We start from the raw sequence: 18174 nt of genomic DNA, 5'->3' as shown, positions 1-18174 counted from the left end.
GCATGTTGTCTCTGTGCCCAAGGAATTGAAAACCCTTGTTTAAAAGGGGAAAAACAGGGGAATTGACAAATTCGTTCATAGCAACGGGAGCTTTTCCCGTCATTGGATCATAAATAAGTTGACTTCGAGCTCCAGATGGGAGTTACCCGGTTAATCGAGCGCGGATTGACGAGGTGCTAGGCGGGTGGCCAAACAAAAAAAGGGCCGCCCTGGATCACAATGATCCGAAGCGGTCCTTCATCCGTTTTAGGTTATGAAAAGAATTTGGCAAAAGAGGGCTTCTTATCGGTAATTTTCCCGCTGAGCACGTGTACGTATTCCTGATCCGCGCCGTCCGCCGAAGGACCGACAAAGGTACCCGATTTACCGCGGCGTTTCGTCCATTTACCTGAAGCAAGAACCCGGCCTGACGCGCGGCTGACCCATTGTCCCGCCTTGGGACCCAAACCCGATGCCTTAATAATTCTGGAATTATTATTCATCTGAATCCCCTCCAACCAAATGTTTGATGATCAGAAACAAGTCTTCGTTCTGTCTTACGAATTCCGTGAGCGTATCGCCTTGTAAAACGCTTGGCCCCGAGATATGCACGGAGAGCACATGCTCCTTACCTAAAGGATAGCATAGCGCGTATACCTCGGCAACGTCCTTGCGCCTGAAAAATTCCCACGAGTTATTAAAAAACGCCTCGAGCACATAGATCTTTTTTTGCTCTTTTTGATCAATATATTCATCAAAGCTATAAAATTTGTCTTTTCCTATATTCCCGCCGACTTGGCGAATGCCTTCGCCGCCTTCCGTTTTCCAGAATGCCGCCCCGGTTACGCGAAACTCGGCGGGGGACAGAATCGAATTCCTTACCGCCTCGCTGAGCGATTCGTAATTGGGGGCCATGCGCGCCGCCGAGCGGGTATACTCCCAAAAAAACTGCAGCAGACTCTGCTTCTGCAGAAGTTCGGCGTCTTTTCGCCGTATGACCAAAGAGGGATCGTTAAAGGTCCGCTCCTTCCCGATCGCTCTGGCGATGTGGCCGCAAGCGATATCGACGGCCGCCAGATAGTTGTCATCCTGAACAGGCAAATAATTCAATATATTTATTCCCTGAAGGTCGGATAAAATATGCAGTTCCCGAACGGTGACCTGATGGACCAAATCGGCGCGTTCCTCCACATTCTTGGGCACAAGGGCGAACACACGCTTCCGGCGCAGCTTTCCCCAGAACAGGCCCATTTCGAACAAGGTGTTGTCCCGTGTGATAAACACGTATTTACCCCGATGCAGGACGACGTCGTCGGCGGCAAACACGAACACGCCGAAGTCGCTTTGATCCAACTGCTGCTCCAAGACTTCCATCGCATAGAGATTCGGATCAAAGGCCGTATACCAAGGCGTGACCTGCGCAATCCGGCTCAACGCCTCGTAGACGGCCCGGGAATAGTGGATGGCTTCGCTGGAGGAGCCTATGAAAACTCTAGGCTTCACGGCTTGTAAAGGCATGGAATAATCTCCCTCTCAAGGAAATATATCGACTACCCTATTATACATTTCCCTGGTAGGGAGAGGAATGATTTTCTACAAACGCTTGCGTGGAGCGATCATGACTCCGGCCCCGATGGCAATCAGGGCGATCGCAAGCACCGGTTGTCCAAAGATCAGGCGGTTATACAGCGTTCCCAGCGAAAATACGGCAAAGAACAGAAGGGACAGCACGGTCAAAATGTTGATCGGAATGAGCAGCCATTTGTTGCGGTTCCCAAACCAATAGAACTCGAACAAACCGACGGCAGGGGCAAGGATGAATCCCGGCCAAAGATACTGCCAGCTATCGAAGATGGTGGACAATTGGCAGACCAGACCGACCGTGAATAAAATCCCTCCGGGAATCAGCAGGCCGGTTCCTCTCCGGTTGGTCATCGAGAAATACATCCAATGGAAGAACAATCCGAGCGGAATGATGAATAAAGTGGGCCAGAAATTGCCGAACAAGCCGCCTGCCGTAATGGCTTCCTTGCGGAAGAAGAGAAGGTATATCCCTACCAAAATCAGAACGGGTCCGATCCAAGATTTTCTGTTCATGTTTCAATCTCCTTTTCGTTATCCTATGTATTGATTTGTCTATAGCATACTATAAAATGCCGCCCGCATCTTCGGTCTCTGGGGAAGGCGCGAACTGGACCTAAGTCCAGTCCTGTGGAGCATCGGAGCCGGCGGCATTCGCCTTGCGCATAAAATGGACTTCGAAATGCCACGCTAACTTATGGCAAAGCAGATGCTGACGAGACAGGGAGGTTACAGCGTGGCGAACAACAAGTCCAAACCGAAACACCCCGGAGCCGGCAATGACAGCAGCAATGGTCAAAACGATACGACCGGCAACGGCGGAGAAGCGAAAAATGGCCGGCTGGCCCAATTCAAAAACTACAGCACCGCCGGAGGAGAAACCTTAAATGAGTTTATTTCCGGCGAGGATAAGTATGAAGGTTAGTAAACCCGATGACGAAAGCCGCTCACAGTTCGCTGTGAGCGGCTTTTTTGATGAAGCAGTTATTTTTGCGTACCGTGCGGTTTGCTCGGAAGCTGGCCGGTAGGATTGCCGTGTCCGCGCTTTTTATTTTTGGCTTCTTTTGCCTGCTGGTCATGCACTTTTTCCACAAATTCGTGCAAATTGTCCATAAGGGTCGTTGTCTCCTTCGAATGCTATAATATGGATCATCAAGCCGGCGTGATTCCGTTCCGAAGAAAAGTTCATATCACACGGCTGCTTTCGCATACTATGCCCCATCTTGCGCAATTTCATCATATGGTCGTGGGGCGCTTCTATACTTGTACGAACAAGCCATGTACAATGAAAGGGACTACTAGTGAAATGAGGGTGCGTGGAAATGAAACCAAATGAAGAGCGTAAGCTTCGCTGGGGAATTATCGGCTGCGCCGGAATTGCCGTCAATGCGGTAATGCCCGCGATTCGCCAATCGAAAACGGGCATTATCGAAGGGGTTGCCAGCCGGGATTTGGAGAAAAGCCGCAAAGTGGCGGAGCAGTTCGGCGCTCCGAAAGCCTTTGGAAGCTATGAAGAACTGCTTGCCGATCGCAATATCGATGCGGTATATATTCCGCTTCCCAATCATTTACATAAAGAATGGGCCATTCGGGCCGCCGAAGCCGGCAAACACGTGCTTTGCGAGAAACCGATCGCTTTGACTTCGGCGGAAGCCGAGGAGATGGCAAGCGCCGCCGCCAAGTCCGGTGTGAAGCTGGCGGAAGCGTTTATGTACCGCCATCATCCTCGTTGGGATCACATTCGCGAAATTATCGAGAGCGGGGAGATCGGCGATCTGCGGGTCATTCGCGGCGCGTTTACGTTCAACAGCGCCGAGGACTTGACCAACATCCGGATGCGTCCGGAATGGGGCGGCGGGTCGCTGTACGATGTCGGCTGCTATCCGCTCAGCGCGGCGCGGTTTCTGCTTGGCCGCGAGCCGGAGGCGGTTACGGTGCAGGCGTTTTTTTCGCCGAAACATAGCGGCGTGGACATGATGGCCACAGGGCTTGTGGAGTTCGCAGGCGGACCTGCGGTGACGTTCGATTGCGGCATGTGGGCGGAACATCGCCAAACGCTGGAAATCGTCGGCACGGAAGGCCGAATCGAAATTCCGCACGCTTTTACCGTCGGTTCCGAAAATATCGACTATACCGTAACGATCGGCGGGAAAAGCCGGCTGGAAAACCCGGAAGCCGCCAATCCTTATGCCGTGGAAGTGGATGATTTCGCCGCTGCGGTATGGGGGGAACGTCCGCTGCGATTCGCGCCGGAGGATGCCGTGAAAGGCATGCGCGTGCTGGATGCTTGTTTCGAGTCCGCCAGAGAGAGAAAACGGGTAACCGTCCAATAAATTCTCTGAAAAAAATGATCGAGTGGAAAGAAGGGAAGCTAAATGAGCAAAAAGATAGTAGTCATTCAAGGAAATCCGACACCGGACAGCTTTGGGGAAGCCCTGGCTGCGGCCTATGCAGAAGGAGCAACGTCCTCCGGAGCGGAGGTGCGAATCATCGCCCTGAGAGAACTCGACTTCAACCCGATTTTGGAAGGGGGCTATAAATTCCGCACTCCTCTCGAAGAAGGGCTGGAGCATGTCAGAGATTCCATTCAGTGGGGCGATCACATTGTCTTTGTATACCCTACCTGGTGGGGCGGACCTCCCGCGCTGCTGAAAGGCATGATTGACCGCGTCTTTTTGCCCGGCTTCGCCTTCAAATACCGGAGCGGAAGTCCGTTTCCGGAGAAGCTGCTTAAAGGGAAAAGCGCGCGGCTGATCGTCACGATGGACGCTCCGGCATTTTATTACCGGCTGGTCCAAGGGGCTCCCGGCCACAAAATGATGAAGAAATCGATCCTGGATTTCTGCGGCGTGCGCCCTGTACATTCAACAACGATCGGACGCATGAGATATTTGTCGGAGCCGGAACGGACCAAATGGCTCGCCCAGGTAAAACAGTTGGGTCAGGCGTTGAAATAACTTTGAAGATATTCAACTCATGATGAGTTTCGAGCATTCGTTAATTGTTGATAAAATTGTCGGGTTTGCCCCGCGGTTTTGACGTTGATAAAAATATACGAAGAGTGGTTCAGCTCGATGACCAGAATGGGAAAGCTTCCTTTTATGACATAAAGTTTGGACTTACAGTATAAATAATACTTATGGCTGCGTATCAGCTGGTGGCTCTGTTTATCACGACATTCTCTTTGAGAATTTGACATTAACTGCAGGAGCAAGTGCTTCATCTCCAGCCCAATCCAAAGTTGAAGTAGTTTATACTCAATATGGTTTTGTTGGTGGTTCGCAAGTAGTCGTTAATACCTATACAGTAAGTAGTGATTCATGGTCTGAAACGGCAAGCCTTAGTTTGGATAAAGATTTTACTGGCGCTGTAGTTGCAAGTAGAATAGATGTCTATGGGAAACATAAGGAAACAAAAAATGGTATAACTGCTGAGTGGACTTCAAAAGCGGCTCTACATGAAGAATAACTCAAAGGAGGATAAAGATGACCTTATTCAACTGGCCTAATCTATTATTATTTTTGCTGATCGTAGGGCTAGTAATAGGCGTAGTTATTTATTTGATTCGAAAAAAGCGACTGAAAGATACCTAAATCAAAATACCTAAATCTTATAGCGCCCATTAAATAAGATTTATGAAAAAGTAATACCCTAAGCTTAACAAAAAAATTATTAAGGGTATCCCATAATTTAAATTGAGACCCGAGAATGGAAACTTTGAAAAAAAGTGCCATTTCTCGGGTCCTTTGCGTTTATTATCGAAATGATCAACAGAAAACGGGGTATGAGCATGCGGTATATCGAAGCGCAAATCAAACAGCTTAAAGCCATTTCAAATGCTTTGACGTAGATATGTTCAGTTCATATAAGCTAAAGGAGAGTTTGAAACGTTAGCGGACGACCTATACCACTCACGGTGAAGCAGGTCTTCTAGAAGAGTGACGAAGTAAGGGAAGCCTTGGAACTTCCGGTACTTCGTTCTTAACGCCCGTTCATCTCGCTTGGTTTCGGGCCTCTGCGGCGGTTGCGGTTAAGTTTGTTGATTTCGGTCATGTCGCTTGCCGACAGCTCGAAATCAAAGACGTCGAAGTTTTCTTCAATCCGGGACGGCGTCACGGATTTCGGAATCACGATGGAGTTGTTTTGCAGGTGCCAGCGCAGAATGACCTGGGCGGCCGTTTTGCCGTGAGCTTCCGCGATTTTCAGCACGGAGGCGTCCTTCAGCACTTCGCCCCCTTGCTCAAGCGGGCTCCAGGCTTCCACGAAAATATCATGCTTCGCGCAGAATTCCTTCAGCTCGGTTTGGGACAGGTACGGATGGCATTCGACCTGGTTCAGGACCGGTTTGATTTCGGTTTCGCCAAACAGGCGTTCCAGATGCTCGATTTCGAAGTTGCATACGCCGATCGCTTTGGTGCGGCCGTCGCGGTACAGTTTTTCCAGCGCTTTGTAGGTTTCGACATATTGGTCGTATTGCGGCGTCGGCCAGTGAATCAGGTACAGGTCCACATAGTCCAGCCCCAATCTTTCCAGGCTTTCGTCAAAAGCGCGCAGCGTATTGTCGTAGCCTTGATCGCTGTTCCATACTTTCGTGGTAATGAACAATTCTTCGCGAGGGACGGAGGATTGCTTGATCGCTTTGCCGACGCCCGCTTCGTTCCGGTATATCATGGCTGTGTCAATGGAGGTGTAGCCTGTTTCAATCGCTTTGGTTACCGCCGCGGTGGCTTCATTATCATTAACCTGCCACACGCCATAGCCTAATTGAGGCATTTTCAAACCGTTGTTTAATGTTACGAAATTCATATCAACACACTCCTTCAATAGATTTAAACCGTAATTATTGTTGGTTAAAGCGTATCCGAGATCGCCTTGGCGCATCCTTTGACGAGATCGATATGCGCCGGATCCTTCTCCTTGGACATGCGCACGGAGGGACCGGTCAGTGCCATGGCCGCGATCACTTCGCCGTTTTTGCGAATCGGCGCCCCGATGCATCTCACGCCAATCTCGTTCTCCTCGTTATCGAGGGAGTAGCCGTTGTTGCGGATTTGCTCCAGTTCCCTTTGAAAAACGAGCGGCGACGTTATTGTGTGCTCCGTCATTCTCTCAAAAGTCAGTTGACCGATAATCCTTGCCTGCTCTTCCTTCTCCAGATAAGCAAGCAGGCATTTTCCGATCGCATCGGCATAAAGCGGCAGACGATCGCCGATCTCATGATGGGTTCGGGTAGCGTACCTGCCTTGCACCGCTTGGGTGATCATCATTTCCGCCCCTTGCAGGATTCCGATATAGGTCGTCTCTCCGGTCTCGCGGCTCAGTTTGTCCATTAAGGCGACCGAGCGCCACATGAAGTCATCCTGCGTCTGCTCCCGCTTCTCCAGCAGCCGCGCAATCAGCGTCTCCGAAACGGTATAGCGGTTTTCACGGTTTTTGGCGATGAACCCGTTTTGCTCCAGCGTGCTGACCAATCGGTATCCGGTGCTCTGATTCAGCTTCAGCTTTTCGATGATTTCCTGGGTGGACAAGCCGGGGTGCTCCATTAGCAGATGAAAGATATCGAGCCCCTTCTTCAGCGTGCCGACTTCATTTCGATTGATGTTCCGCCACCTCCCAGGTCATTGTGAGATAAATCCAGTGAGAGTATACCATTAGAATTGCGGATTTTCAAATAAGGATAATATCTGTCTTTCATTTATCCATAATGGACAACAAACGTTATCTACCTTTGAAAATTCTTTCACCCGACATGTTTCATCAGGCATGATTTCTTTGTTCTCTCTATATAATGGCTAGTGGAAAAACGGGGTAAGAGACGGATGCGGATTCTTCATAAATCCCTCATCGAACCTTCATGCAGCAGCTATGAGGGGCATGGTAGAATCATATTTAGAATTTAGACCAAGTCTAAATATAATTCATTGGAAGGGAGACGGGAATAAATGACTGACAGGTTGACGACGAATCAAGGCGCCCCGGTCGGAGACAATCAAAATTCGCGGACGGCGGGACAAAACGGACCCACTTTGCTGGAGGATTACCATCTGCTGGAGAAGCTGGCCCATTTCGACCGCGAGCGGATTCCGGAGCGAGTGGTTCATGCCCGCGGAGCCGGAGCGCATGGCGTTTTCGTCACCGAGCGCGGCATGGCGGAGTACACGAAGGCGCATTTTCTTCAAAATGCCGGGCAGGAGACGCCTGTATTCGTCCGCTTTTCGACCGTGATCCATGGCAAGGAGTCGCCGGAAACCGCCCGCGACCCTCGGGGGTTTGCGGTGAAGTTTTACACGGAGGAAGGCAACTATGACCTCGTCGGAAACCATCTGCCGGTGTTTTTTATTCGCGACGCGATCAAGTTCCCCGACATGGTGCATTCTTTAAAGCCTGCTCCGGATTCGAATATTCAGGACCCCGCGCGCTATTGGGATTTCATGACGCTGACGCCGGAATCGACCCATATGATGACTTGGGTGTTCTCAGATAACGGGACGCCGGCGAACTATCGCCAAATGGACGGTTTTGGGGTTCATGCGTTCAAATGGTTCAACGCGCAGGGAACGGCAACGTACGTGAAATATACATGGAAAACGAAGCAGGGCGTGGTCAATCTGTCGGCGGATGAAGCCCGGGAGGTACAAGGCCGGGATTTCAATCACGCGACGCGTGATTTGCACGAACATATCGAGCGCGGGCAATTCCCGGGGTGGGAGTTGAACGTACAGATGATGCCGGTGGAGGATCTCGACTTGTGGGGCTTCAACCCGCTTGATCCTACAAAGGTCTGGCCGGAGGACAAATACCCGCTGATTAAAATAGGAACCATGACGCTGAATCGCAATCCGGCGAACTTTTTTGCCGAGGTCGAGCAGTCGGCTTTTTCTCCCAGTGCGCTTGTGCCGGGGATTGAACCCTCCGAGGATAAGCTGCTGCAGGGCCGTCTCTTCTCCTATCCGGATACGCAGCGCTACCGGCTTGGCGCCAACTACCTGCAAATTCCGGTAAACTGCCCGTACGCGCCGGTGCGAAACCATCAGCGGGACGGGGCCATGACGACGCGGCAGGACGTTTCGACGGTGAATTATGAGCCGAACAGCTTCGATAATACTCCTAAAGAAGCGCCCGAATACAAGGATAGCGTTTCGCCTCTCGCCGGGCACGGACAAACCGGACGCGAAAAAATCGCCAAAACCGACGACTTTACTCAGGCCGGCGAGCTGTACCGCGGCTTCACGCCGGAAGAGAAAAATCATTTGATCGCCAATCTGGTCAATGATTTGAAGCAGACGAGCGAGCAGATTCAGCTTCGGGCCGTTTGCAACTTCTTCCGGGCTGACGCCGAGTACGGCGCGCGTCTTGCACAGGAGCTTGGAGTGGATATCAGCGGCTTCATTCCAAAGAGTACGGGGAACTAAGGCGAGTCGACTACCGATAAGGTCCTAAAGCGCGCATTCGTATGAATGGCGGCCCCCTAACGCCATTCCGGCGCGGTTCACGGTCCTTATTTGACATAAACGAAAAGGCATTTCCGGGCATGATCCGGGGATGTCTTTTTTTTCACAAAGTTGACCGGGGCCAAGGAAATGTATGGTAAAATAAATCCATTGTTAGAGAGGAGTTGAGCAAATGGCTTTATCGGGAGAACCGATCATTCGGATCATCGATCTAAAGATGAAGTACGGCAATCATCAAGTGCTCAATGGGGTTGATCTCGAAGTATATCCCGGACAAATCATCGGGTATATCGGACCCAACGGGGCGGGCAAAAGTACGACGGTCAAAATTATGCTCGGCCTGGTGGACGGATACGAGGGGGAGGTTCGCATTTTTGGCGAGAGTCCCCGTGATGGCGGGATTGAATATAAGAAACGAATCGGGTATGTTCCGGAAATTGCGGAAATGTACGATACGCTGACCGCAAGCGAGTATTTGACGTTCATCGGCGAGCTCTACGGGCTGCCGGGAGCCGATGCGGAACTGAAAGCCCGCCGCTTAATAAATCGGTTTGGACTGGAGGATGTGTTCCATTCCCGGATCGCCACATTCTCCAAAGGAATGAAGCAGAAGGTGCTGATTATTTCGAGCCTTCTGCATAATCCGGACGTGCTGTTTCTGGACGAGCCGCTCAGCGGCTTGGACGCCAACAGCGTCATGGTGGTCAAGGAACTGCTGGCGCTTCTTGCCGAACAGGGGAAAACGATCTTTTATTCTTCCCATATGATGGACGTCGTCGAAAAAATCAGCAACCGGATCGTACTGCTGGACGGCGGACGCGTGGTGGCGGACGGCAGCTTTGAGCAGCTTAAGGAGCGCAGCCATGAGGGCTCGCTTGAGCAGATTTTCAATCAGTTGACCGGGTTTAGCGAGCATCGCGAGATCGCCGAACAACTGGTCGCCATCGTGCAAGAGGTGTAGCCGATGAGCGAGATGAGATCTCTGCAGGTGCTCGACCGCTTCAGCGGTTTGTTTGGCAGAATGGGCGTGGATTATCCTGTCATGCAGCGGATTCTTCAGGTCAAGCTGACGATGGATGCGCGGAGAGTTCCGACCATCGTCGGCAAGAACCGGAAGGCGAAACAGACGGATGCGAACGAATCGAACCAGTTCTTGCGCTCGTTGTGGCTGTATCTGCTTTTTGGAGCGATGAGCTCCGCCTTTGTGCTGATGGGGGACAATTATATATTCCAAATGAGCCTCATTTTCGGCGTCTTTATGTTTATGATCATGACGTCGCTGATTTCCGACTTCTCATCGGTGCTGCTCGATGTTCGGGATCGCAACATCCTGTCGACCAAGCCGGTGAACCGCCGGACGATCGCCATGGCCAAGACGATGCATATTTTCATCTATATGTTCTACCTGACCGCGTCGGTTGCCGTTGTGCCGCTGGCTGTAGGTCTGATTAGGCACGGGGCGGCTTTTTTCCTGCTGTTTCTGGTGGAACTGATTCTGATGGACTTGTTCATCGTGGTCGTCACCGCGCTGCTGTACCTCGCGGTGCTGCGTTTCTTCGACGGCGAGAAGCTGAAGGACATCATCAACTATGTGCAAATCGGCCTGACCATCGGGATTACGCTCGGATATCAGCTGCTCATGCGCTTGTTTAATTTTGTGGATTTCAGCGTCGCCTTTCGGCCTAAATGGTGGCAGTTTTTCGTTGCTCCGGTATGGTTCGGCGCGCCGTTCGAGACGCTGCTGCACCGGTCGCGCGAGCCTTTGTTCCTTGCTTTTTCGCTGCTGTGCCTGGTATTGCCGCTGGCCGCATTTTACGCTTACATCAAGCTGATGCCTTCGCTGGAGCGAAACTTGCAGAAGCTCGCCGATCCCGGAGGACGAAAGGCCGCCGGAAGCGGTAAATGGCTGGAGCGAATGGCGAACCTGGTCTGCTCGGACCCGCAGGAAAAGGTATTTTTCCGCTTTACTTGGTCTATGATTGGAAAAGAGAGGGAATTTAAGCTCAAGGTGTATCCTACGCTGGGCTTCTCTATCATTTTTCCGTTTATCTTTTTATTTTCGGATGGACTGGAGGGCGGGCTCCAGGGGCTTGCCGGTTCCCGAAAGGTCCTGTTCATTTATTTTTGCGGCATCCTGATTCCTACCGTCATTATGATGCTTAGATATTCGGGCAAATACAAAGCGGCCTGGATTTACGGGACGCTCCCGATCCGAAACGTTCAATCCGTATATAAAGGAGCGCTGCTGGCTTGCCTGATCCGGCTGCTTTTACCGCTTTATGTGGTGGTGGGCATTTTATTCGCCGCGTTGTTCGGTGGGTCGGCGATTCCCCATTTGCTCGCGGTCGGACTTGCCTTGGCGCTGTACTCCGTCATATGTTTCGCCTGCTTGCGCAAAGCGCTGCCTTTCTCGGAGCCCTTCGAAGCCGCCCAGCAAAGCGAGGGGATGCGCATGATCCCGCTTTTGCTGCTGCTGGGGGGATTCGGGCTGCTCCACTTTGTGATTTCGAACATTCACTACGGCGTGCTCGCTTATGAACTTCTGCTGATCGCCGCCAATGTTATTGCTTGGAAGATCGTTTTTGGGACCAAAGCGGTTAAGCGGAAGGAGGCATAAAGAGGTTGCCGTTTGAAGATCTAGATGCATCCAGAATCCGCCGCGAAAAAAAGACAGTAGCACTGATGATTTCACTTTACTGCCGCAAACATCATCATGACCGGACACGGACAATCCGGGAATCTCAAGCAGGAGCAATACGGCCTGAGTTATGCGACGAATGCGCCGAACTGAACGAGTATGCCGTGAAGCGTCTGAGCTTGTGCCGCTTCGGCGAGAAGAAGACGACCTGCGAATCCTGTCCGGTCCACTGCTACGCCCCGCTGCCGCGGGAGAAGATCCGCAAGGTGATGAGATACTCCGGACCGCGCATGCTGGGGAGGCACCCCTTGTTGGCTGTTCGTCACCTCATGGATGGACTGAAAAAAGCGGATTCACAATAAGTTCACAACTAGGTAAGCTGTAAAAAAACGCACAGTGACGCGGGTTTCGGCGGCACCATCACAATTGTGACTAATGTCATGTGATTCTTGTCACAAAATTATTACTTTTGCTGCGTTCGCTGAATTTGTTCCGTGATAGAATTCTGCTTAGATAATAATTATTAGAAAGTAGGGAAAGGAAATGTTGGATCCGATTATACTTGCACGCCTCCAGTTTGCGGTCACGACGATATTCCACTTCTTCTTTGTTCCTGTGTCGATTGGCCTGGTCCTCTTGATCGCGATCATGGAAACGATGTACGTGAGGAAGGGCAACGAAGAATACAAACGCATGGCTAAATTCTGGGGGAAACTGTTCCTTATCAATTTTGCGGTAGGGGTCGTGACGGGCATTCTGCAGGAATTCCAGTTCGGCATGAACTGGTCGGATTACTCCCGGTTCGTGGGCGATGTCTTCGGTGCGCCGCTGGCAATCGAAGCTCTGTTTGCCTTCTTCATGGAATCCACTTTTATCGGTTTGTGGATTTTCGGCTGGGACCGTCTTTCCAAAAAAGTGCATCTGCTCTGCATTTGGCTCGTTGCGGTGGGCACGACGGTTTCGGCGCTCTGGATTTTGGCCGCCAACTCGTTCATGCAGCATCCTGTCGGCTTCGCGGTGAATAACGGGCGCGCGGAAATGAACGATTTCTTCGCCTTGGTCACGAACGGACAACTGCTGGTCGAATTCCCGCATACCGTACTCGGTGCGTTTGCGACGGGCGCCTTTGTGATCACGGGGGTGAGCGCTTACAAGCTGCTGAAACGCCAAGATGCGGCATTCTTCAAAAAATCGTTTACCATCGGCATTATCGTAGCTTTGATCGCTTCGTTCGCCACGGCGCTGTTCGGCCATCAACAAGCGCAATATCTGGTGAAAACCCAGCCGATGAAAATGGCCGCCTCCGAAGGACTTTGGGGCAAGAGCGGCGATCCGGCACCTTGGACGGTGTATGCGCATATCGATTCGAAAGACGAAAAGAACAATTTTGAAATCAAAATTCCTTATCTGCTCAGCTTCCTGTCCTACAGCAAATTCTCCGGCGAGGTCAAAGGGATGCACGAGCTGCAAGCGGAGTATGAACAAAAATATGGCCCCGGCGATTACATCCCTCCGGTCCGCACCACGTTCTGGAGCTTCCGGATCATGATTGCCGCAGGCAGCTTGATGATTTTACTAGGTTTGTACGGTACTTATTTGGCTTGGCGCAAAAAATTGGATCGACCGAACAAATGGTTCTATCAAGCGATGCTGTGGGCGATTTCGCTTCCGTTCATCGCTAACACATCCGGTTGGGTCATGACGGAATTCGGCCGTCAGCCTTGGACGGTATTCGGCTTGATGCAAACGAAGGACAGCGTATCTCCGAGCGTGACCGGCGGACAAATTTTGTTCTCTCTGATTGCATTTACGGCGATTTATGCGATCCTTGGCGCGGTCATGGTTTACCTGTTCGTGAAGGTCATCAAGAAAGGGCCGAATGCGGACGATAACCGTACTGAACATACGGCCGATCCGTTCGGTAAGGAGGGATATCATGCTGTCTCTTAATGAGCTTTGGTTTGTCCTTGTCGCAGTATTGTTTATCGGCTTCTTCTTTTTGGAGGGCTTCGACTTCGGGATCGGAATGAGTACCCGTTTTCTGGCTAAGAACGATACGGAACGCCGGGTGCTGATCAACTCGATCGGCCCGTTCTGGGACGCGAACGAAGTATGGCTTCTGACGGCGGGCGGCGCGATGTTCGCGGCGTTCCCGAACTGGTATGCCACGATGTTCAGCGGCTACTACACTCCGCTCGTTGTGCTGCTTCTGGCTTTGATCGGACGCGGGGTTGCTTTTGAATTCCGGGGCAAGGTCGATCATACGAAGTGGAAGACAACCTGGGACGTTGCCATTTTCGTCGGCAGTCTGCTGCCGCCGTTCCTGCTTGGCGTCGTATTCTCCGGCCTGATGAAAGGCCTGCCGATCGACGGGGACATGGAAATGAAAGCCGGTTTGTTCGATATGGTTAACGTTTATACGCTGGTAGGCGGGATCACGGTCGTTGTGCTGTGTCTTGTTCACGGCCTGCTGTTCGCTTCCCTGCGGACGACGGGAGATTTGCAGGAGCGCGCCCGCAAGCTGGCGCATAAGATGCTTATTCCGCTGGCGGTTCTGTTCCTGGCTTTTGGCGCGCTGACTTATTTCCAAACGGATGTCTTCGATGTGCGCGGTCTGCCGCTCGGCATCGTTCTGGTGCTTGGCATCGCGGCTTTCGTGCTGGCGGGGATGTTCATCTCGCGTAAACGCGACGGTTGGGCTTTCGGTATGACCGGAGCGATGATTGCCCTCTCCATCTCGGCGGTTTTCATTGGGTTGTTCCCGCGCGTTATGGTCAGCTCGATCAGCGAGACGTTTTCATTGACGATCAACAACGCGGCTTCCGGCCATTATTCGCTGAAAGTGATGACGATCGTTGCGCTTAGCCTTCTGCCGTTCGTTTTGGGATATCAAATTTGGAGCTACTTCGTTTTCCATAAACGCGTACACGAGAAGGAGCATTTGGAATATTAATGGGACGCGGTTTAATGAAATTCAAGGGAATCAAGCCGGTCATGGTTATCATGGCCGGTTTGACCCTCCTTCAAAGCATAGCTATCATATTGCAGGCGAAATGGCTCGCGGAGGTCGTCTCCGCGCTGTTTGCCGGCGCAAAGCTGCAGGAACAAGCCGGTACGGCCGTTTTGTTCCTGTTTGCTTTTCTGGTCCGGCAGATTTGCGCGCTGCTGCAGCAAAAGGCCGCTTACGGCTTTGCCGAGCGGACAGGCAAGGCGCTGCGCGCGCAGGTGCTGGAGAAGCTGTTTGAGCTGGGACCCCGCTTCGCCGGCAAAGAGGGGACCGGCAATCTGGTCACCCTTGTATTGGAGGGCGTGACCAAGTTCCGGGCTTACCTGGAGCTGTTTCTGCCGCGGATGCTGGCGACGGGAATAACGCCGGTGCTGATCCTCGCTTATGTCTACACGCTGGATCTGGCCTCGGGGGTTATTCTGACCGTTACGATGCCGATTCTTATCGTGTTCATGATCCTGATCGGGATGACGGCGCGCAAGCATACGGAGCGGCAGCTGAAATCCTATCGCGTCCTGTCCAACCACTTTGTCGATTCGCTGCGCGGGCTGGAAACGTTGAAGTTTCTCGGACGCAGCAAAAGCCACAGTGAATCGATCGACCGGGTTAGCCAATCGTATCGTTCGGCCACGCTCCGTACACTGCGCGTTGCGTTCCTGTCCTCTTTTGCGCTGGACTTCTTCACCATGCTGTCCGTCGCTTCCGTTGCCGTAAGCCTTGGCTTAAGGCTTGTGGACGGCCGGATGATGCTGCTTCCGGCGCTCACCGTGTTGATTCTCGCTCCGGAGTACTTCCTGCCGGTGCGGATGGTTGGCGCGGATTTCCACGCTACGCTGGACGGCAAAGAGGCGGGTCAGGCGATGAGCGACATTATCGCCGCGGCTGAGGAAGAAGCCGCCAAAGCGGAGCCGGTCCCAGCGGGGGTGTCTTTAGAGTGGACGCCCGAAAGCACGCTTGCCTTGAAATCCGTCGAGGTTCGGCACGAGGAGGAAGGCAGGCCTTCGCTGCAGGATGTGAGCCTTACGATCCGCGGGATCGAGAAGATCGGCATCATCGGCGAAAGCGGCGCGGGCAAATCGACCCTGATCGATGTGCTCGGCGGATTTTTGCGGCCAACGGCGGGCCGTTTCGAATGGAACGGAACGGAGCTTGGCGATTTGACGGCGCCGGAATGGCGCAGGCAGACGACGTATATTCCGCAAAGCCCTTATCTGTTCAGCGGCTCTTTGGCGGACAACATCCGCTTCAATGTGCCGGATGCCACGCTGGCCGAGGTGGAGCAGGCGGTTGCCGCGGTGGGCTTGGACGAGATCGTCAAGCGACTCCCCGGCGGACTGGATGAGCCGATCGGCGGCGGCGGCCGGGCATTCAGCGGCGGTCAGGAGCAGCGGGTCGCGCTGGCCCGCGCTTTGCTGAGCCGCCGCCCCGTAATTTTGCTCGACGAGCCGACGGCGCATCTTGATATCGAAACGGAATATGAGCTTAAGAGCACGATGCTTCCTTTGTTCGAAGGCAAGCTGGTTCTGCTGGCCACCCATCGCCTGCATTGGATGAGGGATATGGACCGTATTATCGTCATGGAACATGGCCGGGTCGCCGAGACGGGGACGCATGATGAATTGATGGCGCAAAAAGGTGTCTATTATCATCTGGTCATTTCGCAGCGGGAGGGGATATCGTCGTGAAGCAGCAGGAGCCATGGATTACTCCGTATTTTCGCATGTACAGCGGCAGGTTTGCGCTCTATCTCATTCTCGGCACGCTGACGCTGCTGTCTGCGGGAATGCTGATGTTTACTTCGGGGTACCTGATCTCGAAATCGGCGCTGCAGCCGTATAACGTCCTGCTCGTCTATGTGCCGATCGTCGGAGTCCGGACGTTTGGGATCAGCCGGGCCGTCATTCATTATGTGGAGCGGCTGGTCGGCCATGACACGGTGCTGCGGATTTTGGCCAAAATGCGGGTCCGTCTGTATAACATGCTGGAACCGCAAGCACTCTTTATCCGCTCCCGCTACCGGACAGGCGATATTCTCGGCGCGCTTGCCGACGATATTGAGCAGTTGCAGAACGTCTACATCCGCACGGTGTTCCCAAGTTTGGTCGCTTTGATTTTGTACGCGGCGACCGTGATCGCGATGGGCGCGTTCGACGTTGTATTCGCTTTGCTGCTCGCGGCCTATATCTTTGTCCTGGTTGTCGTACTTCCTTACCTTTCTTTGCGGATGACGAAACGCACCAACATGGAAGTGAAACGCGAACGGAGCGGCCTGTACCAAAAGCTGACCGACGCCGTGATGGGCATCGGGGATTGGACCATCAGCGGACGTTCCGCCGAGTTTCTGGAATCCTACGAGCATGACGAGTCCATTGTAGCCCGGAAGGACCGCAAGCTTCGGTCCTGGGCCAGATGGCGGAGCCTGATCGGACATCTGATTGTCGGAGCGCTTGTGGTCTCCATGGTATTCTGGTCGGGAGGCCAAGCGGCGGCAGGACATATCGCCGCCACTCTGATCGCCGCTTTTGTGCTGATCGTCTTCCCGCTGTCGGACGCCTTCCTGCCGGTTTCGGAGGCAGTGGAGCGAATTCCGCAGTACACCGTTTCGCTTGAACGGTTGGAGCGAATCTCTTCCGGCGGCGATGGCCGGCAGTCGGCCAGCAACGGCGGCATCAGCCGGGAGCAACTGGACGCTTTAACCCGCAGCGCGGAAGTGCGCATTCAAAGCGCCAGCTATGCTTATGACGAGCATAGCGGCAATTCGGTGGAAGGCGTGTCGCTGGACATCCCGCAGGGGAAGCGTATCGCCGTGATTGGCCGCAGCGGGGCCGGAAAGTCGACGCTGCTGAAGCTGATCCAAGGGGCGCTGGTCCCGTCGGAGGGGGCAGTGACCATCGGCGGCTTCCCGGCGGCCGGTCTCGGCGATCACATTCCGCAGCTGATTTCCGTCCTGAACCAGAGCCCACATTTGTTCGACACGACCGTGGCGAACAATATTCGGCTCGGGCGGTCGGATGCTGCGGATGAGGAGGTGAGCCGGGCCGCCGAAGCGGCTAGGCTTGCTCCGCTGATCGCCGACCTGCCGGAGGGACTGGACACGCCGATGCGGGAAACCGGCCAGCGCTTCTCCGGCGGCGAACGGCAGCGCGTCGCGTTGGCGCGTGTCCTGCTGCAGGATACGCCGATCCTCATCCTCGATGAGCCTACGGTTGGGCTTGATCCGCGAACCGAACGGGAGCTGATGTCCACGATTTTTCAAGCTGCCAAGGGTAAATCACTCCTATGGGTAACGCATCATCTTGCTAACGCGGAGCATATGGATGAGATTATTTTCATGGAGCATGGCCGGATTTTGATGCGGGGGACTCATGCGGAATTAATGGAACACGAACCGCGTTACCGGAATTTGTATCGGCTGGATTGCCCGGAAGAATAGGTTTATTTGGCTCGAATTGATAAATTATAAAACCGTCAGGACAAGGGCTCTGACGGTTTTTTGACATTTTTGGAATTTTTGTGAA

18 protein-coding genes are annotated in these 18174 nt (G+C 53.0%); 12 read left to right on the top strand and 6 right to left on the bottom strand.

The features are described from left to right. Positions 1-251 precede the first annotated feature (251 nt). The 3 genes from ACI48K_RS24420 to ACI48K_RS24410 all read right to left on the bottom strand — a co-directional run bounded on the left by ACI48K_RS24420 (position 252) and on the right by ACI48K_RS24410 (position 2076). Entirely contained in the window at positions 252-482 is a 231-nt protein-coding gene (locus ACI48K_RS24420) for a hypothetical protein (protein ID WP_475030246.1), read from the bottom strand. Beyond that, positions 475-1497, bottom strand: coding sequence for a TIR domain-containing protein (locus ACI48K_RS24415; protein WP_475030245.1), 1023 nt, complete (start codon positions 1495-1497; stop codon positions 475-477). The genes ACI48K_RS24420 and ACI48K_RS24415 overlap by 8 nt, the downstream gene beginning before the upstream one ends. 75 nt (positions 1498-1572) lie before the next feature. Next, a complete protein-coding gene (locus ACI48K_RS24410) occupies positions 1573-2076 on the bottom strand; it encodes a hypothetical protein (RefSeq protein WP_475030244.1) in 504 nt (167 codons plus the stop codon). A gap of 220 nt (positions 2077-2296) precedes the next feature. On the opposite strand from ACI48K_RS24410, the gene ACI48K_RS24405 reads away from it, so the two are divergent. Then, a complete protein-coding gene (locus tag ACI48K_RS24405; RefSeq protein ID WP_475030243.1) occupies positions 2297-2485 on the top strand; it encodes a hypothetical protein in 189 nt (62 codons plus the stop codon). 59 nt (positions 2486-2544) lie between these two features. Here the strand turns inward: ACI48K_RS24405 and ACI48K_RS24400 are convergent, their stop codons facing one another. Then, a complete protein-coding gene (locus ACI48K_RS24400) occupies positions 2545-2673 on the bottom strand; it encodes a DUF4023 family protein (RefSeq protein ID WP_475030242.1) in 129 nt (42 codons plus the stop codon). Between the two features lie 209 nt (positions 2674-2882). Between ACI48K_RS24400 and ACI48K_RS24395 the strand changes: the two genes are divergently transcribed. The 3 genes from ACI48K_RS24395 to ACI48K_RS24385 all read left to right on the top strand — a co-directional run bounded on the left by ACI48K_RS24395 (position 2883) and on the right by ACI48K_RS24385 (position 5028). Then, positions 2883-3893 (top strand): Gfo/Idh/MocA family protein, encoded by a 1011-nt coding sequence (locus ACI48K_RS24395; protein WP_475030241.1) that lies wholly within the window; start codon positions 2883-2885, stop codon positions 3891-3893. A gap of 42 nt (positions 3894-3935) precedes the next feature. Continuing rightward, positions 3936-4517, top strand: coding sequence for an NAD(P)H-dependent oxidoreductase (locus ACI48K_RS24390; RefSeq protein WP_475030240.1), 582 nt, complete (start codon positions 3936-3938; stop codon positions 4515-4517). 235 nt (positions 4518-4752) lie between these two features. Then, positions 4753-5028 carry a hypothetical protein gene (locus tag ACI48K_RS24385; RefSeq protein ID WP_475030239.1) on the top strand — a complete coding sequence of 92 codons (276 nt, stop codon included), beginning with the start codon at positions 4753-4755 and terminating at the stop codon, positions 5026-5028. A 513-nt stretch (positions 5029-5541) separates the two neighbouring features. Here the strand turns inward: ACI48K_RS24385 and ACI48K_RS24380 are convergent. Together ACI48K_RS24380 and ACI48K_RS24375 are read right to left on the bottom strand one after the other, a co-directional pair. Continuing rightward, positions 5542-6366: an aldo/keto reductase gene (locus ACI48K_RS24380; RefSeq protein WP_475030238.1), complete on the bottom strand. Its 825-nt coding sequence runs from the start codon at positions 6364-6366 to the stop codon at positions 5542-5544. 44 nt (positions 6367-6410) lie between these two features. Next, the gene (locus ACI48K_RS24375) at positions 6411-7136 is read right to left on the bottom strand and encodes an IclR family transcriptional regulator (RefSeq protein WP_475030250.1); all 726 of its coding nucleotides are present in this window, start codon (positions 7134-7136) and stop codon (positions 6411-6413) included. A 366-nt stretch (positions 7137-7502) separates the two neighbouring features. Between ACI48K_RS24375 and ACI48K_RS24370 the strand changes: the two genes are divergently transcribed. The 8 genes from ACI48K_RS24370 to cydC all read left to right on the top strand — a co-directional run bounded on the left by ACI48K_RS24370 (position 7503) and on the right by cydC (position 18089). Further along, positions 7503-8972 carry a catalase gene (locus ACI48K_RS24370; protein ID WP_475030237.1) on the top strand — a complete coding sequence of 490 codons (1470 nt, stop codon included), beginning with the start codon at positions 7503-7505 and terminating at the stop codon, positions 8970-8972. A 211-nt stretch (positions 8973-9183) separates the two neighbouring features. Next, complete coding sequence (locus tag ACI48K_RS24365; RefSeq protein WP_475030236.1) at positions 9184-9972, top strand: ABC transporter ATP-binding protein; 789 nt, start codon at positions 9184-9186, stop codon at positions 9970-9972. Positions 9973-9975: 3 nt separating this feature from the next. Next, positions 9976-11628, top strand: coding sequence for a hypothetical protein (locus ACI48K_RS24360; RefSeq protein ID WP_475030235.1), 1653 nt, complete (start codon positions 9976-9978; stop codon positions 11626-11628). Between the two features lie 5 nt (positions 11629-11633). Further along, the gene (locus ACI48K_RS24355; protein WP_475030234.1) at positions 11634-12011 is read left to right on the top strand and encodes a nitrous oxide-stimulated promoter family protein; all 378 of its coding nucleotides are present in this window, start codon (positions 11634-11636) and stop codon (positions 12009-12011) included. 184 nt (positions 12012-12195) lie between these two features. Then, the gene (locus ACI48K_RS24350) at positions 12196-13599 is read left to right on the top strand and encodes a cytochrome ubiquinol oxidase subunit I (protein ID WP_475030249.1); all 1404 of its coding nucleotides are present in this window, start codon (positions 12196-12198) and stop codon (positions 13597-13599) included. Continuing rightward, positions 13586-14602: a cytochrome d ubiquinol oxidase subunit II gene (gene cydB, locus ACI48K_RS24345; RefSeq protein ID WP_475030233.1), complete on the top strand. Its 1017-nt coding sequence runs from the start codon at positions 13586-13588 to the stop codon at positions 14600-14602. The genes ACI48K_RS24350 and cydB overlap by 14 nt, the downstream gene beginning before the upstream one ends. Further along, a complete protein-coding gene (gene cydD / locus ACI48K_RS24340; protein WP_475030232.1) occupies positions 14602-16341 on the top strand; it encodes a thiol reductant ABC exporter subunit CydD in 1740 nt (579 codons plus the stop codon). Before cydB ends, cydD begins: the two co-directional genes overlap by 1 nt. 35 nt (positions 16342-16376) lie before the next feature. After that, on the top strand, positions 16377-18089 hold the full coding sequence (gene cydC / locus ACI48K_RS24335; protein WP_475030248.1) for a thiol reductant ABC exporter subunit CydC: 1713 nt from the start codon (positions 16377-16379) through the stop codon (positions 18087-18089). Positions 18090-18174: the final 85 nt, after the last annotated feature.

Source organism: Paenibacillus terrisolis (genome assembly GCF_056171975.1).
This window is presented reverse-complemented; position numbering and strand designations above follow the sequence as displayed.